At 67.8% G+C, this 22,834-nt stretch carries 20 protein-coding genes; 9 read left to right on the top strand and 11 right to left on the bottom strand.

Annotated elements, in window-relative coordinates; translation table 11 throughout:
- Window positions 1-157 precede the first annotated feature (157 nt).
- The 5 genes from secA (at window position 158) to QWJ38_RS17655 (ending at window position 6,406) form a co-directional block, all read left to right on the top strand.
- Window positions 158-2,902, top strand: coding sequence for a preprotein translocase subunit SecA (gene secA / locus QWJ38_RS17675; RefSeq protein ID WP_290360440.1), 2,745 nt, complete (start codon window positions 158-160; stop codon window positions 2,900-2,902).
- Window positions 2,903-3,083: 181 nt separating this feature from the next.
- Window positions 3,084-3,626, top strand: coding sequence for a PEP-CTERM sorting domain-containing protein (locus QWJ38_RS17670; RefSeq protein ID WP_290360439.1), 543 nt, complete (start codon window positions 3,084-3,086; stop codon window positions 3,624-3,626).
- A gap of 24 nt (window positions 3,627-3,650) precedes the next feature.
- On the top strand, window positions 3,651-4,319 hold the full coding sequence (locus QWJ38_RS17665; RefSeq protein WP_290360438.1) for a PEP-CTERM sorting domain-containing protein: 669 nt from the start codon (window positions 3,651-3,653) through the stop codon (window positions 4,317-4,319).
- Window positions 4,320-4,447: 128 nt separating this feature from the next.
- Window positions 4,448-5,686 carry a bifunctional glutamate N-acetyltransferase/amino-acid acetyltransferase ArgJ gene (gene argJ / locus QWJ38_RS17660; RefSeq protein WP_290360437.1) on the top strand — a complete coding sequence of 413 codons (1,239 nt, stop codon included), beginning with the start codon at window positions 4,448-4,450 and terminating at the stop codon, window positions 5,684-5,686.
- Between the two features lie 45 nt (window positions 5,687-5,731).
- Window positions 5,732-6,406, top strand: a complete 675-nt coding sequence (locus QWJ38_RS17655) for a hypothetical protein (protein ID WP_290360436.1) — start codon at window positions 5,732-5,734, stop codon at window positions 6,404-6,406.
- A gap of 18 nt (window positions 6,407-6,424) precedes the next feature.
- Here QWJ38_RS17655 and QWJ38_RS17650 read toward each other — a convergent pair whose 3' ends face one another.
- The 7 genes from QWJ38_RS17650 to QWJ38_RS17620 all read right to left on the bottom strand — a co-directional run bounded on the left by QWJ38_RS17650 (window position 6,425) and on the right by QWJ38_RS17620 (window position 14,176).
- The gene (locus tag QWJ38_RS17650; protein WP_290360435.1) at window positions 6,425-6,964 is read right to left on the bottom strand and encodes a hypothetical protein; all 540 of its coding nucleotides are present in this window, start codon (window positions 6,962-6,964) and stop codon (window positions 6,425-6,427) included.
- 133 nt (window positions 6,965-7,097) lie between these two features.
- Window positions 7,098-7,847 (bottom strand): urease accessory protein UreF, encoded by a 750-nt coding sequence (locus tag QWJ38_RS17645; protein WP_434063999.1) that lies wholly within the window; start codon window positions 7,845-7,847, stop codon window positions 7,098-7,100.
- Window positions 7,825-8,430: an urease accessory protein UreE gene (gene ureE, locus QWJ38_RS17640; protein ID WP_290360434.1), complete on the bottom strand. Its 606-nt coding sequence runs from the start codon at window positions 8,428-8,430 to the stop codon at window positions 7,825-7,827. Before ureE ends, QWJ38_RS17645 begins: the two co-directional genes overlap by 23 nt.
- Window positions 8,431-8,472: 42 nt before the next feature.
- The gene (locus QWJ38_RS17635; protein ID WP_290360433.1) at window positions 8,473-9,894 is read right to left on the bottom strand and encodes a hypothetical protein; all 1,422 of its coding nucleotides are present in this window, start codon (window positions 9,892-9,894) and stop codon (window positions 8,473-8,475) included.
- 272 nt (window positions 9,895-10,166) lie between these two features.
- Complete coding sequence (locus QWJ38_RS17630; protein WP_290360432.1) at window positions 10,167-10,727, bottom strand: cohesin domain-containing protein; 561 nt, start codon at window positions 10,725-10,727, stop codon at window positions 10,167-10,169.
- A 53-nt stretch (window positions 10,728-10,780) separates the two neighbouring features.
- Complete coding sequence (locus QWJ38_RS17625) at window positions 10,781-13,384, bottom strand: C25 family cysteine peptidase (protein ID WP_290360431.1); 2,604 nt, start codon at window positions 13,382-13,384, stop codon at window positions 10,781-10,783.
- Window positions 13,385-13,597: 213 nt separating this feature from the next.
- Complete coding sequence (locus QWJ38_RS17620) at window positions 13,598-14,176, bottom strand: hypothetical protein (RefSeq protein ID WP_290360430.1); 579 nt, start codon at window positions 14,174-14,176, stop codon at window positions 13,598-13,600.
- Window positions 14,177-14,329: 153 nt separating this feature from the next.
- On the opposite strand from QWJ38_RS17620, the gene QWJ38_RS17615 reads away from it, so the two are divergent.
- Window positions 14,330-15,085 carry a bestrophin-like domain gene (locus QWJ38_RS17615; RefSeq protein ID WP_341850507.1) on the top strand — a complete coding sequence of 252 codons (756 nt, stop codon included), beginning with the start codon at window positions 14,330-14,332 and terminating at the stop codon, window positions 15,083-15,085.
- Window positions 15,086-15,112: 27 nt separating this feature from the next.
- Here QWJ38_RS17615 and QWJ38_RS17610 read toward each other — a convergent pair whose 3' ends face one another.
- The 3 genes from QWJ38_RS17610 to QWJ38_RS17600 form a co-directional block, all read right to left on the bottom strand.
- Entirely contained in the window at window positions 15,113-16,552 is a 1,440-nt protein-coding gene (locus tag QWJ38_RS17610; protein WP_290360429.1) for a C45 family autoproteolytic acyltransferase/hydrolase, read from the bottom strand.
- Window positions 16,553-16,700: 148 nt separating this feature from the next.
- Complete coding sequence (locus QWJ38_RS17605; protein WP_434063998.1) at window positions 16,701-17,792, bottom strand: extracellular catalytic domain type 1 short-chain-length polyhydroxyalkanoate depolymerase; 1,092 nt, start codon at window positions 17,790-17,792, stop codon at window positions 16,701-16,703.
- 202 nt (window positions 17,793-17,994) lie between these two features.
- A complete protein-coding gene (locus tag QWJ38_RS17600; RefSeq protein ID WP_290360427.1) occupies window positions 17,995-18,873 on the bottom strand; it encodes a LysR family transcriptional regulator in 879 nt (292 codons plus the stop codon).
- 242 nt (window positions 18,874-19,115) lie between these two features.
- Between QWJ38_RS17600 and QWJ38_RS17595 the strand changes: the two genes are divergently transcribed.
- The 3 genes from QWJ38_RS17595 (at window position 19,116) to QWJ38_RS17585 (ending at window position 22,277) form a co-directional block, all read left to right on the top strand.
- The gene (locus QWJ38_RS17595; RefSeq protein ID WP_290360426.1) at window positions 19,116-20,087 is read left to right on the top strand and encodes a Bug family tripartite tricarboxylate transporter substrate binding protein; all 972 of its coding nucleotides are present in this window, start codon (window positions 19,116-19,118) and stop codon (window positions 20,085-20,087) included.
- A 116-nt stretch (window positions 20,088-20,203) separates the two neighbouring features.
- Window positions 20,204-21,406 (top strand): CaiB/BaiF CoA transferase family protein, encoded by a 1,203-nt coding sequence (locus QWJ38_RS17590; protein ID WP_290360425.1) that lies wholly within the window; start codon window positions 20,204-20,206, stop codon window positions 21,404-21,406.
- Window positions 21,407-21,422: 16 nt separating this feature from the next.
- Window positions 21,423-22,277, top strand: a complete 855-nt coding sequence (locus QWJ38_RS17585) for a citryl-CoA lyase (protein ID WP_290360424.1) — start codon at window positions 21,423-21,425, stop codon at window positions 22,275-22,277.
- A gap of 62 nt (window positions 22,278-22,339) precedes the next feature.
- Here QWJ38_RS17585 and QWJ38_RS17580 read toward each other — a convergent pair whose 3' ends face one another.
- Window positions 22,340-22,489, bottom strand: a complete 150-nt coding sequence (locus QWJ38_RS17580) for a hypothetical protein (protein WP_290360423.1) — start codon at window positions 22,487-22,489, stop codon at window positions 22,340-22,342.
- Between the last annotated feature and the right edge of the window lie 345 nt (window positions 22,490-22,834).

Here is a 22,834-nt window from a genome sequence, read left to right as displayed (position 1 = left end):
CTTGGCCGGCGGGACTTGCATTGCGGCCGGTTCGCCCCCATGTCGCTGTGTTGCTGCTGCCCGCGGGAAACCCGCAAGCGCATGAATTCCAGGGCCAGGCCGAAGACCGCGCGTCGATTCGGTCCGGCTCGCCACGACAACCGATCGATCACGCTGCATGTTGCCCAAGCTTCTCACCCAGATTTTTGGTAGCCGAAACGAGCGCCTGCTCAAGGGCTATCGCCGCGTCGTCGCCCAGATCAATGCGCTGGAGCCGCAGTTCGAGCAGCTCAGCGACGAGCAGCTGCGCGCCAAGACCGAGGAGTTCAAGCAGCGCGTGGCCGGCGGCGAGTCGCTGGACACGATCCTGCCCGAGGCCTTCGCCGTCTGCCGCGAGGGTTCGAAGCGCGCGCTGAAGATGCGCCATTTCGACGTGCAGCTGATTGGTGGCATGGTGCTGAACGCCGGCAAGATCGCCGAGATGCGCACCGGCGAGGGCAAGACGCTGATGGCCACGCTGCCGGTCTATCTGAACGCGCTGACCGGCAAGGGCGTGCATGTGGTGACGGTCAACGACTATCTGGCCCGGCGCGATGCCGAGTGGATGGGCAAGCTGTACAACTTCCTCGGTCTGACGGTCGGCATCAATATGCCGCACATCCCGCGCGAGCAGAAGCAGGCCGCCTATGCCGCCGACGTCACCTACGGCACCAACAACGAGTACGGCTTCGACTATCTGCGCGACAACATGGTCTACGAGACGGCCGACCGCGTGCAGCGCGGCCTGGCTTTCGGCATCGTCGACGAGGTTGACTCGATCCTGATCGACGAGGCGCGCACGCCGCTGATCATCTCGGGCCAGGCCGACGACCAGACCGAGGTCTACCAGGCGATCAACAAGGTCGCGCCGCTGCTTCAGCGCCAGATCGGCGAGATGGACCCGCGCACCGGCGAGGGCGTGATCGAGCCGGGCGACTTCACCGTCGACGAGAAGTCCAACCAGGTCTACCTGACCGAGGACGGCCACGAGAACGCCGAGCGCCTGCTGAGCCAGGCCGGCCTGCTGGCCGAGGGTGCCAGCCTCTACGACCCGTCCAACATCAGCCTGATGCACCATCTGTACGCCTCGCTGCGTGCGCATCATGTGTTCCATCGCGACCAGCATTACGTGATCCAGGACGGCGAGGTCGTCATCGTCGACGAGATGACCGGCCGCATGCTGAAGGGCCGCCGCTGGAGCGACGGCCTGCACCAGGCGGTCGAGGCCAAGGAAGGCGTGGCGATCCAGAGCGAGAACCAGACGCTGGCCTCGATCACCTTCCAGAACTACTTCCGCATGTACGGCAAGCTGTCGGGCATGACCGGCACGGCCGACACCGAGGCCTACGAGTTCCAGGAGATCTACGGCCTGGAGACGGTCGTCATCCCGCCCAACCGCCCGACCATCCGCAAGGACGAGCTGGACCTGGTCTACAAGACCACCGACGAGAAGTACAAGGCGGTGATCGATGACGCGCGCGAGTGCCATGAGCGCGGCCAGCCGACGCTGATCGGCACGACCTCGGTCGAGAACTCGGAGATCATCTCCAAGCTGCTGCAGGCGGCCAAGCTGCCGCACCAGGTGCTCAATGCCAAGCAGCACGCCAAGGAGGCCGAGATCGTCGCCCAGGCCGGCCGCCCGGGCGTGATCACGATCGCCACGAACATGGCCGGCCGCGGCACCGATATCGTGCTGGGCGGCAATGTCGAGAAGCAGGTGCAGTTCATCGAGGCCGACGAGAGCCTGTCGGCCGAGGAGAAGGCACGCCGCATCCAGCAGCTGCACGACGAATGGCAGGGCCTGCACGACAAGGTCAAGGCCGAGGGCGGCCTGCGCATCATCGCCACCGAGCGCCACGAGAGCCGCCGCATCGACAACCAGCTGCGCGGCCGTTCGGGCCGTCAGGGCGACCCGGGTTCCTCGCGCTTCTACCTGTCGCTGGACGATCCGCTGATGCGCATCTTCGCCGGCGACCGCGTGCGCGCGATCATGGACCGCCTGAAGATGCCCGAGGGCGAGGCGATCGAGGCCGGCATCGTGACCCGCTCGATCGAGAGCGCGCAGCGCAAGGTCGAGGGCCGCAACTTCGACATCCGCAAGCAGCTGCTCGAGTACGACGATGTGTCGAACGACCAGCGCAAGGTCATCTACCAGCAGCGCAACGACATCCTGGAGGCCGACAGCCTGATCGCCCAGATCGGCAATCTGCGCGCCAGCGCGCTGACCGATGTCGTGCAGACCTTCGTGCCGGCCGACAGCCTGGAAGAGCAGTGGGACCTGCCGACCCTGGGCCGCGTGCTGAAGGACGAATGGCAGCTCGACGTGCCGCTGCAGGAGCTGGTCGCCAAGAGCGATTCCATCACCGACGAGGAGATCGTCGAGGCGGTCGTCAAGGCCGGCGACGAGGCCTTCGAGGCCAAGCTCGAGCGCGTCGGCCTGGAGCAGTTCACGCCCTTCATGCGCATGGTGCTGCTGCAGAGCATCGACCAGCATTGGCGCGAGCATCTGGCCGCGCTGGACTATCTGCGCCAGGGCATCCATCTGCGCGGTTATGCGCAGAAGAACCCGAAGCAGGAATACAAGCGCGAGGCCTTCGAGCTGTTCTCCCAGCTGCTCGACGTGGTCAAGATGGAGGTCACCCGCACCCTGCTGAACGTGCGCATCCAGACGCAGGAGGAGGCCAGCCAGGCCGCCGCCGCCATGGAGGAGCGCGCCGAGTCGGTCAGCAACGTGACCTACACCCATCCGAACGAGGATGGCTCGGTCTCGCAGGACGCGGCCGAGCCGGGGCCGGTGAGCCTGGCCGCCCATGTCGGCCGCAACGATCCCTGCCCCTGCGGCAGCGGCAAGAAGTACAAGCTCTGCCACGGCAAGCTGAGCTGAGCCGGGCAAGCAACCGGCCGCATCGCACAGGCGGCCGGCGTGACGGATTGCGCACAACGCTGCCGCAGTCCACTGGGTTGAGGGGTGGGGCTGTCAAGCCCCTCCCCCTAAAGTGAAGTCCAAGGGCGCAGGAGCGGTTTTGCCGGCGCGCTGCCAACCCACAACTTCACTACGGCCCACCATGACGCTCAAGAAAGCCCTCGTTTCGCTGTCCCTCGCCCTCACCGGTTCGATCGTGCTGGCCAGCCCGGTGCTGTACGAGCAAGGTGGCCTGAACGGCAACTTCTCCAAGCAGTACAGCTTCACCGTCGACAGCGAGCGCGAGTTCAACGGTGTCGTTAACACGCGCAGCAAGAATTTCGGCGAGATCGAGATCTATTCGGTCGTGCTGAGCCAGGGCAGCGTCGAGTACCGCTTCGATGCGGCCGACGATGCCTTCAAGTTCCTGTCGGTCACCGACACCAGCGAGAACGAGATCATCAAGGGCTCCGAGGTCCAGTGGTACCGCAAAAGCTATGAGCTGAGCCCGGTCAAGCTGAGCGCCGGCCAGTGGGTGATGACCGTCAACGGCTTCGACGTCGACAACAAGACCAACGGCTTCTTCTCCGCGGCGCTGACCGACGTCAGCAGCGTGCCCGAGCCGCAGACGCTGGCGCTGCTGGGCGCCGCCGGCCTCGGCATGTTCTGGGTGAGCCGCCGCAAGGCCAAGAACTCGGCCCGCTGATTCGCTTGCCCGCAAGGCCCGACCATGAACGCACTCAAGTCCACCGTCGCCGTGGCGCTCGCGCTCTGCGGCCTTGGCGCCGCGAGCGCCGGCCATGCCGCCAGCCTCGACATCCAGTATGTGCAGACCAGCGGCGTCGTGCTGAGCACCTCGCGGTCGGACGACTACCTGACCGGCGGAATGGAGTACCTCGATGTCGCCGGCCACAGCTTCGAGGCCTTCTGCGTCGAACTGGCGCAGGGCCACGCCAGCGCGACGGCCGGCTTCCAGCGCTTCACGGTCGGCGGCTTCTCCGGCCAGCAGGCCAGTTTGCTGCAAGGCTTGTTCTCGAGCAGCTATGCCGGCTTGAATGGCGCCACCGAGAAGGCGGCCTTCCAGACCGCTCTCTGGGAGATCACGCACGAGACTTCGGGCGTGCTCAACGCCAGCGACGGCAGCTTCCATTTCGACTGGCTGAGCCTGGACAGCACGGCGGCCGAGGATGCCGCCTTCCTGGCCATGACCTCAGGCTATCTGCAGGCCGCCGCCGCTTATGCCGGCCCCGCCCGCTACACGCTGACCCGGCTCAGCAGCGGGGCCTACCAGGACCTGCTCACCGCCAGTGCCGTGCCCGAGCCGGAGAGCTATGCGCTGCTGCTGGCCGGCCTCGGCGTGGTCGGCTTCGTCGCCGGCCGGCGTCGCCAGGCGCGCTAAGAGAACGGCCGCGCGCGCGGACCGCGCACGATGCACAGCAAAGGGCTCCCGCGGGAGCCCTTTGTCATTGCGGGCGCGCAGCACTGCCTACAATTCGCGCCATTCCCCGCCATCTCTGCGAGTGCCCCATGCCCGTCAATCTCAGCGCCCCCGATCCCGCTTCCTTGCATGCCGTGCCCGGCGTCCGCCTGGGCGTGACGATGGCGGGCGTGCGCAAGGCCAACCGGCGCGACCTCAGCGTGATCGCGCTGGACGAGGGCGCCTCGGTGGCCGGCGTGTTCACCAAGAACCGCTTCTGCGCCGCGCCGGTGCAGGTCTGCCGCGAGCATCTGGAAGCGCAGGCCGGCAGCGGCGGCATCCGTGCGATCCTCGTCAACACCGGCAATGCCAATGCCGGCACCGGCGAGGACGGCCTGGCGCGCGCGCGCCAGAGCTGCGCGGCGCTGGCCCAGCTGATGGGCCTGCAGCCGACGCAGATCCTGCCCTTCTCGACCGGCGTGATCATGGAAACGCTGCCGGTCGAGCGCATCGTCGCCGGCCTGCCCGCCGCCATCGCGGCGCTGAAGGCGGACAACTGGGCCGAGGCCGCCGCCGGCATCATGACCACGGACACCCTGCCGAAGGCCGCCTCGCGCCAGATCGTCATCCAGGGGCAGACGGTCACGATCACCGGCATCAGCAAGGGCGCCGGCATGATCCGCCCGAATATGGCGACGATGCTGGGCTATGTGGCGACCGACGCGAACATCGCCCCTGGCCTGCTGCAAAGCCTGGTCACCGAGGCGGCCGACGCCTCCTTCAACCGCATCACGATTGACGGCGACACCTCGACCAACGACTCCTTCGTGCTGATCGCCACCCACAAGGCCGCGCACGCGCGCATCGAGTCGCTGGCCAGCCCCGAGGGTCAGGCCTTGCGCGCGGCCGTCATTGCGGTCTCGCAGCAGCTGGCGCAGGCCATCGTGCGCGACGGCGAGGGCGCGACCAAGTTCATCACGGTGACGATCGAGGGCGGCCGCGACGAGGCCGAGTGCCAGCTGGCCGCCTATGCGATCGCGCACTCGCCGCTGGTCAAGACCGCCTTCTTCGCCAGCGACCCGAATCTGGGCCGCATCCTGGCGGCGGTCGGCTATGCCGGCATCGCCGATCTGGACCAGACCCTGATCGAGATGCATCTGGACGAGGTCCATGTCGTCACCAAGGGCGGCCGCCATCCGGGCTACCGGGAAGAGGACGGCCAGCGCGTGATGAAGCAGGCCGAGATCACGGTGCGGGTCGATCTGCGCCGCGGCGCCGCCCGCACCACGGTCTGGACCTGCGACCTCAGCCACGACTACGTCAGCATCAACGCCGACTACCGTTCCTGACCGCGCCGGTGACCGCGGCGCGCGCCGGGTGATACTGAGGGCCTGTTGAGCTTCGACAAGGCCGACCTCGACCCGATGCGCGCATCCACCATCGTCCTGCTGGGCGGGCTGCTGGCCGCCAGCCTGGCGCTCTACGCCTGGCGCGGCGGCCGCGAGAGCGAGGCGCCGCGGCCCCTGCCGGCACCCCTGCCTGCGGCCAGCGCAGTGGCCTCCGCGCCGCCGCTGCCGCCGCCTCCGCCGGCCCAGGCCCCGGCTGCCAGCCCGGCCGCAGCAGCCAGGCTGGCGGCCGTGAAGCCGGCGGCCTCGCTGCCGCGACCGGTGCAGTCGAGCTTCGCGCTGTCCAGCGAGCACCAGGCGCTGATCCAGCAGACCTTGCTGGCCGCCGCCGATCATCAGCTGCTGGAGCGCGAGCCGCGCGACGACGCCTGGGCCAGCGAGGCCGAGCGCCTGATCCGCCAGGCGCTGGCGCGCCATGCCAGCGCCGGCGATTTCGAGCTGCTGGCGGTCGACTGCCGCCAGACCCTGTGCGCGATCCAGGCCTTCAGCTACGGAGACAGCGGCCATCGCGCCTGGGTGGAGGCGATCGACGAGCTGTACAAGGAGACGCTGGCCGGCCTGTTCGACTCGGTCAACACCGCCTTCCCCACTCAGGGGCGGCGCTCGCCGGTGCTCAGCTTCCTGCACCGGCGCGCTGCGGCGGCAAGCGCCGCCCAGCCCTGAGCGGCGTTCGGCGTGGCCTCAGGCGGGCGCGCGCAGCCGGGCCTCGAGCTGCGTGCGCAGCTCGGCCACTTCGGCGGCGAAGTTGTCGCGCGCGGTGACCGCGCCGACCAGCTCCATCTCGGCCGCCAAGCGCGCATCGGAATCGGCCGCCGAGGCCGCCAGATTGCGCTCGAGCTGGCGGCGCAGCTCGGCCAGCTGGGCGTCCTTGCCCTCGATCGCCAGCTGGTCCTTGGCCTTGCCGACCAGGGCATCGGAGGCGATCGTGCGCGCGCTGCGCAGCTCCACCGTCAGCCGCTCGATCGCGGCACCGCGCTCGGCCAGGCCAGCCTGGGCCTGCTCCAGCGCTGCCGTCGCCTGCGCCAGCCGCGCCTGCAGGTCTGCGCGCTCGGCGGCCAGCGCTTCGCCCGCCTGCCGCTGTGCGGCCAGCTCGCCCTCGGCCTGTGCCAGGCTGGCGCGCGGGCCGGCGCTGGCCTCCAGCGCGATCTGGCGGGCCCAGTCGCCCAGGGCGGCGCTCAGCGATCCGGGGATGGCGATAGCGCCCACTTCATCAACTGCCATGTCTTGTTCCGCGATTCGATCCACCGCTCACGATAGCGCAGCACCTGGGCGGCGGCGCGGGCCCGCCGGCGCGCCGGCCGCCGCCGGGCCGGCGGCTGTGATGGATGTCACGGCCGCGGCGGCAGTCGGGCGCTCAGGAGCGGAACAGCCGGGAGTACTGCGTCTCGTGCTGAGCCGACAGGATGGCCAGCATCGGCGTGAAGGCCTGGCGCGCGTCCTCGCCCAGCGCCAGCGCCGCATCGACGACGGCCGGGATGGCGGCGCCCAGCGCGTCGAGCATGCGCTGGCCGGCGCTCTGGCCCAGCGGCACCGCCTTGATCGCGGCGGCCACCATGTTCTCGGCCCAGCCGAAGGCCTGGGTTAGCAGCGCCTCGCGCGGCGCTGCACCGGTCTGCGCCAGCGCCAGCGCATAGGCGATGGGCCAGCTCGGCGCCGGCTGCAGCGAGGCAAGCAGTGCCAGCTGCGCGGCGCCGGCTTCGCTGTTGCTACCGTTCTTGTTGCGCAGCCATTCGAGCAGAGAGCGCCCCATCTGCTCGGCCTGCAGGCGCAGCTCGCGCGTCTCGCGAGTCTGCAGCACCCAGTCGTTCAAGGCCCGTAGGCGCTCGGCATCGCCGGCCAGCCAGGCACGCAGCGCGGCCGCGCAGACCGGCAGATCGGCGCGGCCCAGCGCCAGCTGCAATTGATCGAGCAGCCAGGCGCGCGCGCTGGCCTCGTCGCTGACCCGGCCGCTATCGACGGCGGCCTCCAGCCCCTCGGAATAGCTGAAGCCGCCGACCGGCAGCGCCGGCGAGGCCAGTTGCATCAGCTGCAGCCAGGTCTGCGGGGACAGCGCGGTCGCGGCCGTTGCGCTGCTCACCGGCTCAGTGCTTGCAGCCGGGGCCATGCACATGAGCTTTGCCGCTGTCTTCCGCCTTCACCGCGATGCCGATCGGCTTGCCGCGGGACGGGTTTGCGTGCGCATGGCCGTGTTGGTGGTGCGCGTGATCGTCGTGGGTGTGCGCATGCGCTTCGGCCGCCGTGTAGGCGCCGCTCTCGGGCTCGAAGGGGCTCTGCAACTCGGCGACCTCCAGATGCATCATGCGCAGCATCTCGGCCAGCACATGGTCGGGCTCCAGCTTCAGGTGATCGGGCTTCAGCTCCAGCTGCACATGGCGGTTGCCCAGGTGGTAAGCGGCGCGCAGCAGGTCGAAGGGCGAGCCATGCTCGGCGCAGAAGCGCACCTCCAGCACCGGCTGCGGCGCGGCCTCGACGAGGACCAGGGAGCCGTCCTCGGCCAGCAGTACATCGCCGCCGCGCACGACGCTGCCGCGCGGCAGGAACACGCCCAGATGGCGGCCCTGGCTGTCGGTGATGTCGAAGCGGCTCTTCTGGCGCACGTCCCAGTCCAGCGCGACCTTGGCGGCGCGCTTGAGCAGGACCGGCGCCAGGCCCTGGCCGCGCGGGATCAGTTTGTTGATGGTCAGCATAGGCCCCGAATGTAGCGAATCCGCTGGGGCCGAACGTCGGGGCTAGAAATTGACCGCCTTGGTCTTCAGGCCGCGGGCGACCAGGGTGGCGTTGATCAGCTGCGCCTCCTCGCGGCTGGCAAAGGGCCAGATCGCCGCGCGCCAGCCCTCCGGTGTCTCGAAGACCTGGGCCTGCAGGCCGGCCGGATCGAGCTGGGTCGGCGCGACGGTGCCGCGCATCTTGGCCAGCAGCGCCTCGGCCTCGGCCTTGCCGCTCTTGCCTGCCTTCGGCGGCCCGACCAGGGCGACGACCGGCTTGCCGCTTTGCGCGGCCAGCTGCACGGCAGGCTTGATGGGCAGGGTGGTCGCCAGCCGCTCCGGCGGCGCCGAAGCGGGCGCCGAGGCTGCGGCCACCGCGGTAGAAGCAAAGGGCGGCGCGACGGACGCTGCCGGCGGCGCCGATGCGGCCGCTGCGTGCAGCGGCGCCGCCGAGGCCGGCGCGGTCACTGGCGGCGCGAGCAGGTGCGGGCGGATGTCCGGGGGCGGGGCGGTCGCGGCGGCCACGGCGCTCGGCTCGGGTGCCGAGGCGGCTGCGCTGGCTGCTGCGGCGATGGGATTGGGTGAGGGGGCCGAGGCCACCGACGCCGCTGCGGATGCATCACTCGCGCGTGCTGCCGCTGCGGTGCTGGCGAGTTGGGCCTTGCGGGCCGGCGCCGAGGCGGGCGCGGGAGCGGGCGTCGCCGCGGCCAGCAGCTGTCCGCCCGGCTCGTCCGCCGCGCGTGGCCAGAGCGCCAGGCCGGCCATCGCCGCCGGCGCCAGCAGGACCAGCGCGACGATGCCGACGCGCAGCGGGCTCAGGCAGCGGCGGCCGATGATGCTGGGCCGATCGGGCCGGCGCGGCTGCGCGCGGCCGACCAGCACGCGGCTGCGCGAGGCGCCGGCGTCGATGGCGGCGCTCATCAGATAGAGCTCGAAGGGCCAGGCGCCACCGTCGGCGCGGCCGGCCAGCAGGCGGTCGTCGATCGCGATATCGCGCTGCGGCCAGGCGGCATCACCGGGCCGGCTGGCATGGCCATGGCGTTCGGCGAAGCCGGCGATGCGGCGCGCCGACAGGCCGTCGACAAAGCGCTCGCTGAAGGCCGGCCAGACCTCGGGCGCGCGCAGGCCGAAGCGGCGCAGCGAGGACGCCAGGCGCTCGCGCCAGCTGCCGCCGGGCGGGATCTCCTGGTCGGCCAGCGCATCAAGATGGGCCGCGTTCGGATGGGCGGCAACCGTGCTTTCCTCGTCCCAGGCGGCGGCCAGGCTTTCGGCCGAAATCTCCTCGCTCAGCGTCGGCTCGATCGAGCCCATGGCCGCGGCCACGCGGCCGCTGCGCATAAAGGGCAGGGCCACGATCCCGATCGTGTGCACGTCGTAGATGCTGATGCGTTTTGCGAGCGGGTGCCTGTTGTGCCAGGCGACGACCTGCTCGGGCAATCGGTCCATGCGCTGCTTGTTTTCTGTTGCCGCTCTCGCGGCAGCCACGGCACGACGCCGCAGCGCGATGTTGCCCGAACGGTCGGCGGCCGTTGCCGCGACAAGCGGCGTAAAACCGGGCCAAACCCCGGGATTGGCGCGGGGCCTACCGGCGAGCCTAGGCCGCCGCGAGCGTGCGCGCCGCCCCCGGCAGGGCGCCTGCAGCGCCCTGCCATGGGCTTCGCGAGCCGATCTCCGTTACCGCCGGCCGGTCTGCCCGTCCGTCGGCGGCTGCCGGCCGCCTAGCAGATCCGACGCCGCGACAGCAGCGGCAGCAGCCCCAGGCCCAGCAGCATGCTGAGCGCGGTGGCCGGCTCCGGCACCGCCGTCACCTGGGCCGAGCCGAAGCTCACGTCGACCTGCTCGGCGGCCAGATTGGCGAAGGGGAAGGTCGGCGAGGCGTTCAGGCTGACCATGCTGCTGCCGGCCGCCTTGCTGCTGAAGTTCAAGGTGGCCGCCTCGAAGTTGCCGGTCGGCGTGTTGAGGAAGCTGTTGAATGCGACGCCGCTGAGCGTGCCCGCCACATTGTCGATCGTGCCGGTCAAGGGCGCGAACTCCCAGAGCGCCGTGTTGATCGTCACGCTGGTCAAGGACAGCTTGCTCGCGTCGAAGCTGACGTTGAAGCCGCCGCCGACGAGATCGTCGGTGAAGGCCGAGCCCATCACCTTCAGGCTGAAGGCCTCGGGCAGGCCGACCGAACTCGAGGCGGGGGCCAGGACCAGGTTGCCGGCGGCACCGGCCGCGGCACAGGCACCGGCCATGCTCAGGGCGGCCAGCAGTTTCTTGGTGCTATTCGTTCGCATGAAAGTCCCTTTCGCGTGGGTGGTACAGGGTCGTCGGGAACGCGGGTCGCGCCTCACTGGCCGCCCGCCGGCAGATGCCAGGCCGAAGGGCCGGGCAGCTTGCCGAAGCGCGAGCGCAGCAGGGCCAGGTCAACGGCATTGACGATGCCGTCGCCATTCAGGTCGGCCGGACTCGGGCCGCTGCTGCCGAAGGCATTGCGGACGATGGCCAGGTCGAGGCTGTTGACGACGCCGTCGTTGTTGACGTCGGCATCGCAGGCATCGCCATAGCCGTCGCCGTCGCTGTCCTTCTGGTCGGGGTTCTTGACCGCGGCGCAGTTGTCGCGGCTGTCCGGCACGCCGTCGCCGTCGCTATCGGTTTCCTCGAGCGCCGACTGCTGGGTGGCGCCGTCGCTGGAACCGACGCGGGCGAGGAAGTTGCCGCTGAAGCCCTTCAGATCGATATTGGCGAAGCCATCCGCATTGACGCGGCCGCGCCCGATGATGTCGCCGTTCTTCGGGTTGATCAGCACGGCGGTGATCAGCTCGGGCCGTGGCAGGTTCTCCGGGCAGCTCAGGCAGGGGTTGATCGGCACCTTCAGCTGCGCGATGCCCTGGATCACCTTGATATTGACCAAGCCGAAGTTCCACGGCGGCGTCGCGCGCAGCTGCACGGTCGGGTCGCCAAGCAGGTTGTACAGGTTCAGCTCCTGGCGCAGGCCCTGCACGCCCGGGCGGGTACCGCCGACGTCGAAGGGGTGCTGGTTCGGCGCGGCGCCGGTGCTGACGGCGGCGATATAGCTCTTCGCGTGGTTCAGCAGATCACCGAGCCGGCGTACCGGGGTGGCCGGGCCGAAGCCGCCCGCCAGCCCGGGCAGGAAGGCGTCGAACAGGCCGATCGCGAGGTGGTTGTTGTCGATCGTGCTGCTCGAGCGGGTGTCGCCGATGACGGCCAGCGCGCCGTCGGACTTGCGCACGAAGTTCTCGGCCCACCAGATCGACGTTTCCTCGGCCGGCGTCATATAGCCGCCGCCGACGATATTGCCGGGCAGGTCCACCGTCTCGCCGTCGAACACGCCGCTGGCGCAGTTGACGCTGAAGACGACCGGGAACTGGTTGTTCATCACCGAGATCGCGGCCAGATTGCCGATGCCGAAGCTCGGCGTGCCCCAGCCGGTCCACCAGCCGTGGTCGCGGTGGAAGAGCAGCGAGGTGCCGGCGTTGACCGCATTGACGACATCGGTGGCATTGCCGTTCCAGGCAAAAGTCGGCTTGCGCAGCGCCGCCGGAATGGCGCCGCCGCCATGCCAGAACTGCGGGTTGCTGGCCGCCGAGGCGCCGTAGATGCGCCGCACGCTATAGCCCTGGGCCAGCGCGTGGGTGCGGATGATCTCCGAGGTTTCGGCGAACCAGCGCTCATCGGTATTGCCGCTGCCCTGGAACTGCGAGGCGAAGGTCAGGCGGCTGTAGAAGTCCTGGCCGAAGATCGGATTGGCCGGCGGGCTGTTCTCGAAAGCCATCACCTTGGACACCATCACGTTCGCCTGTGCCAGCGTGTCGACCGGGAAGCGGCCGAGGCCGAAGGGCGGGATCGAGGTCGCGGTGGCGCCCGGCTGGAACTGGCCGTACCAGATGTCGCTTGCGTTCTTGGCGCTGTCCCAGCTGTTGTTCTGGTCGTAGTGCGTCGGGATGAACTCGGCGTCGCCCATCAGCAGTACCCACTTGGGCTTGATCAGATGGGTGTTGTAGTAGTTCGCCAGCCAGTTGCGGATGCCGGTCGCCGTGCCCCCCGAGACGATGGTGCTGGTGTCCAGCACCACGGTCGAGATGCCCAGCGACTGCTTGTGCGTGCGCAGGGTATTGGCCGCGGCGAGGAAGGCGTGAGGGGTGATGATGATGAAGCGCGCGCCGAACAGATTCGGTGGCAGCTTGAAGGGCGGGCACAGCCGGTTCAGCGCGCCCTGGTTGATCGCATAGCGCAGGGCCGGCAGCGGCATTCGCTGCACGAACTGGTCGATGTCATCGAAGGCCGGCAAGGTCTTCTGCTCGGCCAGATGGTCGATCACGAAGCAGTCGCTGGCCGGGTGCAGCACCTGCACCAGATAGCTGTCGTGCCAGGTCAGCAATTGCTGGCTCGGGTTGTAGCCATAGGGCGTGAAGCGGAACAGGTCGACATTGGCATCGCCCTTGAAGAGGGAGTTGCGGTCGGTCTCGTCGCCCGGCGCATGGCCGCCCTTGGCATAGCGGTCGGCGTTGAACTCGAAGGGCGGCAGCTTGTCCGGCTTGATCGCCTGCGCCGTGTCCGGCGGCTGGATCGGGTAGATCCGTGCCTGCAGGCGGCGGATATCGCCCTCCGGGATCACCTGCACCTCGGCCGGCTCCTTCAGGTCGACCGGCAGCGCCAGCGGAAAGCCGATCACCGGCAGTTCCGGGAAGCTGCGGTTCTCGGCGCCGCCGAGCAGGCCGCCCTGGCCGATCTTGCGCTGCGAGAAGCGCTGGAACTCGCCCGAGGGGGTGTCCACCGTCTCCAGATCCGGTGCGCTGACCGTGATCCGCAACAAGGTCGAGCGGCTGCCCTGTTCGACCACCGCCACCGACACCGCGGCCAGCGCGGGCGGCGTCGCCAGCGCCGCACAGAGCAGGGCCAGCGTCCAATGTTTCAGTTGCCTGAATCGCATACTGCCTCCACTTGCCCCTTTCCGGGGCTGCAACCATCGCTGTATCAAAACGATGCAGCTGGAGCAAAAAGGCTAGGCGATAGGCAGGGCATCACAAGTGAGCGATCGGCGCTCACCCCTAGAGCTTGGGCTCCCAAGCTAGGGAATGTGGGCCGGTCATGATTGCGGGTAATCCCTGGAGTGGCGGGCATGGCCCGCGCGACGGAATGATCGCTAGCGTTGCGGCCGGCTGGCGCCGGCACGGGCGGCCCGCCAGCCCAACCAGGCGGCCTGGCGGCGCTGCGGATCGGGCTCCAGCAGTTCCAGCAGCAGCGCCTTGACCCGGTCCGCCTCGGTGGCATCGATCTGGCCCAGTTGCTGCGGCAGCCGTTCGTCGATCAGCCGGGCCAGCGCCTGCATCTCGGCCGGATCACCGCCCTCGGCATAGAGCTGGCGCAGGCGCAGCAGCGCGTCGCTGAAGATCAGCGCCGCCGCCATCCGGCCGAGCTCGCCATCGGGGTCGGGCTTTTGCGCCTGCTCGTCGATCAACTGCTTCAGCTCCGCGTAGCTGAGGCTGGGCTGGCTGGCCGAGGGCGCCACCGGCGGTTGCGCCGGCATCGCCTCCGGCCCGGGCACCGTGGCGCCGGCACCGAAGGGCGAGACGGTGGCCACCGGTGCTGCCGACGGCGGCTCGGCCCGCGGCGGCGGCGCTGCTTCATCGGCGGGCGGCTCGAACAGCAGGAACAGCAGGGCGGCCGCGGCCAGCAGCATCAGGACGCCGGCGATGCGAAAGAAGCGCGAAGGCATCGGCATGCCGTCAATATGCGCCAGCGTTCCCCATCTCACAAATAGGCGACGAGCTCTGCGTCAATAGACCTATCTGGAAGCGCGATATGCAAGCTGAGGAATGATAGATTGGCGGCCGGGAGAAGCCAGCCAGCAGGCTGGCCATGAGGAGCGCGCATCATGGCTGTTGTCGACCATCCCATCGTCGTGTTCGCGATCAGCCTCTTGGCGATGGCGATCACGGCCTTTGTCGGTTCCGCCCTGGCGCGACGCGGCGTCGTCGATGCCGATGCGCACGAGTACTTTGCCGTCGTGCAGACGGCCACGCTGACGCTGTTCGGCCTCGTCGTCGGTTTCACCTTCTCGATGGCCGTCAACCGCTACGACCAGCGCAAGAACTACGAGGAGGAAGAGGCCAATGCGATCGGCACCGCCTATGTGCGCGTCGAGCTGATGCCGGCGGCCGAGGCGTCGCAGGCCCAGGCCAAGCTGCGCGACTATCTGCAGCGGCGCATCGCCTGGTATGGCGAGACCGATGCCGAGCGCCTGCGCGAGATCGACAAGCAGACCGGGCAGTTGCAGAACGAACTGTGGGCCACTGTGCGCGGGCCGGCGACGATGCAGCCGAATCCGGTCATGGCCCTGGTCGCCTCCGGCATGAACGATGTGCTGAACAGTCAGGGCTACACGCAGGCGGCATGGTGGAACCGCATCCCGCGGGCCGCCTGGCTGCTGATGCTGGCTCTGGCGGCTTGCTCGAACCTGCTCGTCGGCATGGGCTCCAAGCCTCGGGCCGGCCGCCTGCTGCTCTTGATCCTGCCCTTTATCGTTGCGCTGGCCTTTTTGCTGATCGCCGACATCGACAGCCCGCGCCGCGGCATGATCGCCGTCAGCCCGCGCAATCTGCTGGCGCTGGCGCAGTCGCTGGCGCCTTGATGCTTGGCCCTTGCCGACGCGCGAGCGTCAATCGGCCTTGGTGCGCGCTGCGAACTCGGTCCAGGGCTGGGTGGGCCGGTCCTTCATATGGCCGCGCAGCCACGCATACTGCGGATGGCGGGCGAAGAAGGGTTCGACCTCGAAAGGCGTGCCACAGGCACGGCCCCAGCGGCCGAGCATCTTCATCTCGCGCGCCAGCGGCCCCGACGTGACCTTGCCGTCGAGCGAGCCCCAGGGGTACCAGGGCTCGTTGCCACCGAGGCCCGAGCCGTCGTTGTCGGTATGGCCACAGATCGTGCGCGGGCTGGGGCAGTCGGCATCGAGGTAGACGTCGTGGTGGTCTGCGAGCATGCGGGTGGCCAGCGCGGCATCGATGCGGCCGTGGTGGCGCTCGCGCAACTGCTCCCAGCGCACGCGACGCGAGCCGCTCTGCAGCACATTGTCGAAGCCGCTGGGCCCCGAGCAGCCGAGATTGCGCACGCGCACGTCGAGCGGGATGTTGTAGCCGGCATAGAAACCGCTGCCCACCACCGGCTGCAGCGCCTCCTGGTGCAGCGTCAGCTCGTAGGCCGCGATGCGGCGGCGCTTCACGTCGCCGAGGAACCAGGTATTGGTGTAGCCCCCGTTGTTGCCGAAGCGGAACAGCTCCACCCACTGCTCGATCGTCGAGGCCTGCTGCGCGGCACGGCGGGCGCGGAAGAACTCGGGCAACGCGGCCGGATCGAAGCCGCTGCCGTTGATCGAGGTCTCGACGATCGCCAGGCCCTCGCCGGTCAGCCAGAAGTCGGTGCTGCTGGCGACGTAGCCGGGCACCGACTGCATCAGCAGGCGCGGTCCGCCGGCGGGCGCGATATCGAGGATGACGTTGTAGGCGTCGCCGTTGGCAAAGCGCTGCCAGGTGGTCTGCGCGATCACGACCTCGCCGTCGCGCGTGGCATCGCCCACGGCGACGAAGGCCGAGCAGTGGTGGCCGAAGTGGTGCCAGCGCCGCGCACCGAGCTGCAGGCCCGTCGGTGTGGCCTTGGGCAGGGCAACGGCAGGCTGGATCTGCCCCGCCATCACCGCCGGGAACCACTGGCAGATCAGCTCCGGGTAGGCGTTCCAGCCCAGCAGCTCGGCCAGCGTCAGCGCGCGCGCATCCGCCGGCCGGTTCGCGTTCGCCCCTTCGACGATGCCCTCGAGTTCCTCCAGCAGCTCCACGCCGGAACCGTCACCCAGCTGGCCGCCGAAGTTGGACGCCAGCGTCTTCTCGAACATCGCCAGCGCATTGGCGCAGAACCAGGCGAAGTCGACGCCCGTGTCCATCAGCACCAGGAAGTCGATGTGATGCAGGGCCTCGCGGATTTCCGCGGCCAGCAGATAGCCATGCTGGAAGCCGCGCTCGCGCGGCCGGCCGCCGACCCGCAGGTGGATCCATCCGTTGACGTCCTCGCGCGAGGCGCCCCTTAGACGCTGGCCATCGTTCATCGGGCACCCTCGGCAGTCGATGCCGGCGGATCTTACGTCGCTTTGTAGGGGCGAACATCACTCCCATGCGGCGCCGCCGGAGACTCGCTTCCGAATTCAGCGCCGTGCCACCGCCTGCGATCCAAGAGGCGCAGCGTGGCCTCTTGCGTCAGGAATTCGCCAGTGCCGCCCTGGTGGATGTACCCGCGCACTCCGGTGTCGATTCAAGGAAGAACCGGATCATCTCGGAAGATGCATCGGGCCCCCGGCTGTCCGTGAAGGACCCCGCGGAGTTCCCGCCGAACCAGGCGTGCCCTGCACCGTGGACGACCCACTCTTCAACTTGGGCACGGCCCCCGCTGTCGACGAACTCCGTTGTGGTGCAGCGCCGACCGCCGACCCTGACGTCGAGCCGCGTCAGGCCTTGCAGTGGCACGCCGGCGCCTTCGAACGAGCCGACCGCCTGCTCGGCAATCGCCGAGCCGTTGGCGATGGTCACGATACTGTCGGCATCGCCGTGAAACACAATCGTGCGCAGCTTGAGTCCGCTCGCCACTCGGGCCCTTGCAGCCTGGCTGCCACCCTGCATTGCGGCGAACGCCGACGGGACATCGTGTGCCGCCCCGACCGGCAGTCCCGAATGGGCGCCCACGGCGGCAAACATGCCGGGATGGGTCTGAGCCAGGGTCAGCGCCATGGCGGCGCCCGCCGACAAGCCGGCGACGAAGACCTTGTCGGCCTGCACCGCGTGGCTTTCACGCACCTCTCGCACGATGCCGGCCAGCAGCGAAGGCTCGATGCCATCGCGCGTCTGCTGGGACTTCTCGAACCAATTCCAGCAGTGCGAACCGTTGGCATTGCTGGCCTGGGCCGGATAGACCACGAGGAAGCCGTGGCGCTCGGCCAGCGAGTTCATCCGCGTACCGATGGCGAAATCTTCAGGATTCTGCTTGCACCCGTGCAGCATCATCAGCAGTGGCATCGGGGCGCCGGTGTAGACCGATGGCACGTAGAGCAGGTAGTCCCTTTGACCTCGAGGTCCGGCATGAGTCCGTCGCAGGACTCGACCGCCGGGGCCATATTCCGATTCTCTGGGGTGAAGCTCCGGCCCATAGGCGGGCTCCGAACCCCCGAGTAGCCCGGCGGCGGCCAAAGCCTCGTCAATGACGCGCCTGACATCGACGGCCTCCGATCGTCCTCGAGGCAAACCGGCTCGGTCAAGGGCACGGTGGATGGTGGCAATGATGGAAGGTGTTTTCACAAAAGTCCCATGTGAATTGCTGCGGTGCAGCAATAATGCGCCAAAATCCCTCTGGCCCTATATCTTCTTTAGGCGTAGGACAGGTCCCACATCCCGTTGAAGCGGTATGCGCACGGCCGCTTGTGGCTGCCGCTGACCTTCGTTAACGGCGGATGTCGCTTGGCAGCCCAGACCTGCCCCGCGGTGATGAGGCCTGGCTTGACTAGCTTGCCTTGCTGACGGCCCTGCGCGCCTGCGCAACCAAGGCTGAGATAAGCCTTGTCCGGACGGACGCGCGGGGCCAGATGATGCCGAATCGGCGTCGATACGTTTGATCCGCCACGATCAGCCTGGCGACGCGCAATCCGCGCCACCACGGTACCGACGCATCAGGGGCAAGCGAGACGCCGAGCCCACGATCGACAAGCATCGCGATTGCTGGAAGAGAACTGAGCTCAAAGCGCTCATGGGGAGTGATGCCGGCCTTTCGCAGATAGGCGTCGGCCTGCTTGCCGCCGCCAAGATGCCGATTGAATCGGATGAAGGGTTCGTCACGCAGCAGGGCATGCGCATCGCGCTGACCCCATTTGGCCGGCGCCATCACCACCAGCGGTTCCTCGCACAGCTGTTCCCAGCACATCGTCTTGGGCAGAGCGAAGGGAGGATGCAGGCAAATGGCAGCGTCGAGCTCGCCGCGCGAAACGGCATCGTAGAGATCCACCGACAGGGCGGAACGAATGTCCACCCGGGCCTCCGGATAGACCTTGACGAAACCGGCGAGGACCTCTGGCATGAGGCTGTGCAATGCCGTATTGATCGCGCCGAGCTTGAGTTCGCCGGTGGCGGCTTCGTCGTTGATGGCTGCCTTGATATTGCGCAGATCGAGAAGGATGGTCGTCGCCTTGTCGACCAAGCGATGACCGGCTTCGGTGGGCACGACGGTTCGCCCCGCCCTGACAAGCAAGCGCGTTCCCAGTTCCTGCTCGAGCAGCTTGAGCTGATGCGCGACCGCGGCCGGCGTGAGCTCGAGCCGGCGGGCGGCCTCGGACATGGAACCCGACTCGACCACAAGCACGAATGTATCGAGGTAGCTCGTCTCCACGTCCTTGGCCCCAATGACTTGATAGCGCCATTATCAAGTGATCAAAGATTGCAGCGCTGTTTTATTGTTCTGGACACAACCATACTGAGCTCATGTCGTACCGGAGCTGCTCCCCTGTCCGCGATCGTGATTGCCGGACAACCCCTCTGAACGGCTAGCGCGTTTCGACGCACCGCGACTCGGGTCTAGCGCTTCGACCGATCCGGTCCTGCATCACCGTTTCTACATACCAAGGAGACATCATGTCGCCAATGCTTCGTCTCGCCTGCGCGGTCCTGCTGGCCGGCCTGGCCGGCGGTTCTCAATCGCAGACCGCGTACCCGAGCCAGCCGATCCGGCTCATCGTGCCGTTCCCGCCCGCGGGTGGCACCGACGTCGTCGCCCGCCTGATGGTCGAAAAGCTGCGTGCGGCGAACGGCTGGACATTCGTGGTGGACAACAAGGCCGGTGCGGGTGGCAACATCGGTCTGGATGCGGTGGCCAAGAGCAAGCCCGACGGGTACACGCTGGGCCTGGGCCAGACCGCCAATCTCGCGATCAATCCGCATCTCTACGCGAAGATGCCCTATAACGCGAGCAAGGACTTCGTTCCCGTGGCGCTGGTTGCCGGGCAGCCGGTGGTGCTGGTCGTCAATGCAGCGTCTTCCTTCAAGACGGTGGCCGATCTGGTGGCGGCAGCCAAGGCCAAGCCATCGGCAATCACCATGGCCTCTGCAGGCAACGGTACCGTCGGGCACCTCACCGGCGAGCTCTTCTCCAAGCAGGCGGGAGTCAAGGTCAACCACATCCCCTACAAGGGAGCGGGGCCCGCGGCCACCGACTTGCTGGGTGGCCAGGTCGACTTCTATTTCGCGACGCCGCAGACGGTCATCCCCTTCGTCAAGACCGGCAAGCTGCGGGCACTGGCGGTCAGTTCGGCCAGGAGGCTCCCGGTCCTGCCCGAGGTGCCGACCATGGCCGAGGGCGGCATGAAGGGCTTCGACACAACGGACTGGAAGCTGCTGCTTGCTCCGGCCGGCACGCCCGCCGACATCGTCAAGCGCCTCAACGCCGAAGTGGACCGGGCAATGTCCAAGCCGGCGACGGCCGCCCAATTGCTGGCCGAAGGGAGCATTCCCTTGAGCGGATCCCCCGAGGAGGCGGCACAGCACCTGAAGACGGAACAGCAGCGTTGGGGCGTCGTCGTGCGCGAGAGCAATGCCAAGCTCGATTGAGATTCCGATGCTTCAATGGAGATGCGCATGAAGCTATTGAACCCACAGCGGCCCATGGCCATGATGGCTCTGACGCCCGCCCCGGCGCCCTGCATCAAAGCGAATAGGAGTACATCATGGCGATCAAGCCGCTTCACGGCATCCGGGTGCTGGATCTGACCAATGTGCTGGCCGGCCCGTTCGCTTGCCATCAGCTCGCTCATATGGGGGCCGACGTGATCAAGGTCGAGGCCCGGGGCAGCGGCGATCTTGCGCGCCAGCTCGGTGCCGACATGGAGCTCAACAAGTCCAATATGGGCGTCTCCTTCCTGGCCCAGAACCCCGGCAAGCGCTCGATCACGCTCAACCTCAAGCACGCCAAGGGCAAGGAGGCCTTCCGCTGCCTGGTGGGCACGGCCGACGTCGTGATGGAGAACTTCCGCCCCGGCGTGATGGAGCGCTTGGGCCTCGGCCATGCCGAGCTGATGAAGGAGAACCCGCGGCTGGTGTATTGCGCCATCTCCGGCTTCGGCCAGGACGGGCCGCTGCGCGACCTGCCGGCCTATGACCAGATCATCCAGGGGATGTCGGGGATCATGAGCGTGACGGGCGCCCCGGAGAATGCGCCTTACCGCGTGGGCTATCCGGTGGCCGACACGATCGGCGGCATCACCGCAGCCTTTGCCGTCGCCGCCGCGCTGGCCGATCGGCAGCGCAGCGAGGGCGTCTTCATCGACGTCTCGATGCTGGAGGCGGCGATGGCGACGATGGGTTGGGCGGTGTCCAACCACCTGATCGCCGGGCGCGAGCCGATGCCGCTCGGCAACGACAACGTGACGGCGAGCCCGTCGGGCACTTTCAAGACTGGCAACGGTCTTCTCAACATCGCTGCGAACAAGCAGGAGCAGTTCGAGGCCGTGTGCCAGGTGCTGAAACATCCCGAGTGGGCAGCGGATCCGCGCTTCCAGGATCGTCACGCCCGTCTGCAGAATCGCGAAGAGTTGCGCGTCTCCATGCAGGAGGCGATGGCAGCAAAGTCTGCTGAGGAGTGGTGGCAACTGTTCAACGAAGCCGGTGTGCCGGCCGGCCCGGTCTACACGGTCGCGCAGGCCTTGTCGCATCCGCAGGTCGAAAGTCGCGGAATGCTCGCCACATTCAGGGACGCTCCGGGTGTCGGGCGCGACATCCGGGTGGTGCGCACCGGCTTCAAGCTCAATGGCGAGGCTCCGGCGGTCGACACGCCGCCGCCCTTGCTGGGCCAGCACAGCGAAGAGATCCTTGCCGAGTTGAACTACACGGCCGAAGAGATCGAGGCGCTGAAGGCAGACCAGGCTGTTTGAACATCACGGAGGCAAGATGAGCGATAGAGAAGTTTCGACATCCCCAGGCTCGGCTCAGCAGGAATGCCAGGACTGGTGGCGGACCTCGATCATCGAAATGACGCCCGGCGTCATCCGCTACCGCGGCTACCCGATCGAGGAACTGATCAGCCATCAGGTGAGCTTGTCGCAGATGATCTGGCTGATGACGCGCGGGGACTTGCCGAGCAAGGCGCAGGCTGCGCTGTTCGAGGCGGCCCTGATGTCGGCGGTGGACCATGGCCCGCAGGCGCCCAGCATCGCCATTGCACGCATGGCGGCGACATGCGGCGTCGGGCTCAACAACGCGATGGCTTCGGCCGTCAATGTGCTGGGCGACGTGCATGGTGGCGCGGGCGAGCAGGCCGTAGCGCTGTATCAGGACATCGCCGAGCGCATGGACAGCGGCGCTGGGGAGGCCGATGCGGTGCAGGCCGGATTGGATGCCTTCGTCGAAGTCCATGGCAAGGTCATTCCCGGTTTCGGCCACCGCTTTCATCCGGTAGATCCACGAACAGCCCCGCTGCTCGCGCTGGTCGAGGAGGCCACACGGCAGGGCGTGGTGCATGGGCGGTTTGCGGCGATCGGCCGAGCCGTGGAAACGCATCTCACTGCTCGGAAGGGCAAGCCGATACCCATGAACATCGACGGCGCGACCGCCGTGATCTATGCCGAGTTGGGCTTTGCAGCGCCTCTCGCGCGTGGCTTGTTCTGCTTGTCCCGCTCGGTCGGCATCCTCGCCCATGCATGGGAGCAGATGGAGCTAGGCGTGCGCATCAAGGGACCGCTGCCCCGTCGCTATATCCCGAGCTATGACGGCCCCGAGCTCCGACCAGTCCAGCTTCATGATTGAGGGCGAGCGTGAACGACCGAAGACTCAATGGAAGTCGCAAGGCGGCTTGACGCTCCATGGAGTCAACTCCTCAACGATCCGAAGTAGGCGACGACCTTGCCGTCGGCGACGGTGAGCTGAATCAGATGCTGATCAGGCGATGGAAGCTCTGACGAGGTCTGCTCCACGCGGGCAAAAGCATGCTCGTTGGCCATCGCCACGCGCTTGACCATGAACGACTCGGCCTTGTCGATGAAGGCAGATGGAAATTTGCAGAGCCAATGAGGGTGCAAGCTAGAACTCAAATACGTACTGACGCAGGCGCAACTGTACGTGTGACTGTCGGTGCTTTATAGGGAGCGTCCGTTGTGCTGCGCTGCAATCGTGAGTCCTGCCCGGCAATTTCGTAAAGAAGTTAGTCATGTCGTCCAGTGACGCGTCCAATCATGACGACTTGAATCGCCCCGGGTTTCGAGGAGGCTCCAACTGTAGAGAATGGAGCCATGAAGAAGTCCCCGAAGTTTTCGCCCGAGGTTCGTGAGCGCGCCGTGCGCATGGTGCAAGAGCACCGTGCGGAG

This window comes from Roseateles violae (assembly GCF_030410485.1).
In the GTDB taxonomy this organism is placed as follows: Bacteria; Pseudomonadota; Gammaproteobacteria; order Burkholderiales; family Burkholderiaceae_C; genus Roseateles_D; species Roseateles_D violae.
The sequence above is the reverse complement of the archived record's forward strand: the minus strand, read 5'-3'. Positions and strand labels throughout refer to the sequence as shown.

Excerpts from the sequence above, each read along its gene's own strand:
- argJ (WP_290360437.1), top strand. The coding sequence starts at position 4,448 with ATGCCCGTCAATCTCAGCGCCCCCGATCCCGCTTCCTTGCATGCCGTG.
- QWJ38_RS17620 (WP_290360430.1), bottom strand. The coding sequence starts at position 14,176 with ATGCCGATGCCTTCGCGCTTCTTTCGCATCGCCGGCGTCCTGATGCTG.
- QWJ38_RS17670 (WP_290360439.1), top strand. The coding sequence starts at position 3,084 with ATGACGCTCAAGAAAGCCCTCGTTTCGCTGTCCCTCGCCCTCACCGGT.
- secA (WP_290360440.1), top strand. The coding sequence starts at position 158 with ATGTTGCCCAAGCTTCTCACCCAGATTTTTGGTAGCCGAAACGAGCGC.
- QWJ38_RS17615 (WP_341850507.1), top strand. The coding sequence starts at position 14,330 with ATGGCTGTTGTCGACCATCCCATCGTCGTGTTCGCGATCAGCCTCTTG.
- QWJ38_RS17585 (WP_290360424.1), top strand. The coding sequence starts at position 21,423 with ATGAGCGATAGAGAAGTTTCGACATCCCCAGGCTCGGCTCAGCAGGAA.
- QWJ38_RS17635 (WP_290360433.1), bottom strand. The coding sequence starts at position 9,894 with ATGGACCGATTGCCCGAGCAGGTCGTCGCCTGGCACAACAGGCACCCG.
- QWJ38_RS17650 (WP_290360435.1), bottom strand. The coding sequence starts at position 6,964 with ATGGCAGTTGATGAAGTGGGCGCTATCGCCATCCCCGGATCGCTGAGC.
- QWJ38_RS17630 (WP_290360432.1), bottom strand. The coding sequence starts at position 10,727 with ATGCGAACGAATAGCACCAAGAAACTGCTGGCCGCCCTGAGCATGGCC.
- QWJ38_RS17580 (WP_290360423.1), bottom strand. The coding sequence starts at position 22,489 with ATGGTCAAGCGCGTGGCGATGGCCAACGAGCATGCTTTTGCCCGCGTG.
- QWJ38_RS17610 (WP_290360429.1), bottom strand. The coding sequence starts at position 16,552 with ATGAACGATGGCCAGCGTCTAAGGGGCGCCTCGCGCGAGGACGTCAAC.
- QWJ38_RS17625 (WP_290360431.1), bottom strand. The coding sequence starts at position 13,384 with ATGCGATTCAGGCAACTGAAACATTGGACGCTGGCCCTGCTCTGTGCG.
- QWJ38_RS17595 (WP_290360426.1), top strand. The coding sequence starts at position 19,116 with ATGTCGCCAATGCTTCGTCTCGCCTGCGCGGTCCTGCTGGCCGGCCTG.
- QWJ38_RS17665 (WP_290360438.1), top strand. The coding sequence starts at position 3,651 with ATGAACGCACTCAAGTCCACCGTCGCCGTGGCGCTCGCGCTCTGCGGC.
- ureE (WP_290360434.1), bottom strand. The coding sequence starts at position 8,430 with ATGCTGACCATCAACAAACTGATCCCGCGCGGCCAGGGCCTGGCGCCG.
- QWJ38_RS17645 (WP_434063999.1), bottom strand. The coding sequence starts at position 7,847 with ATGGCCCCGGCTGCAAGCACTGAGCCGGTGAGCAGCGCAACGGCCGCG.
- QWJ38_RS17590 (WP_290360425.1), top strand. The coding sequence starts at position 20,204 with ATGGCGATCAAGCCGCTTCACGGCATCCGGGTGCTGGATCTGACCAAT.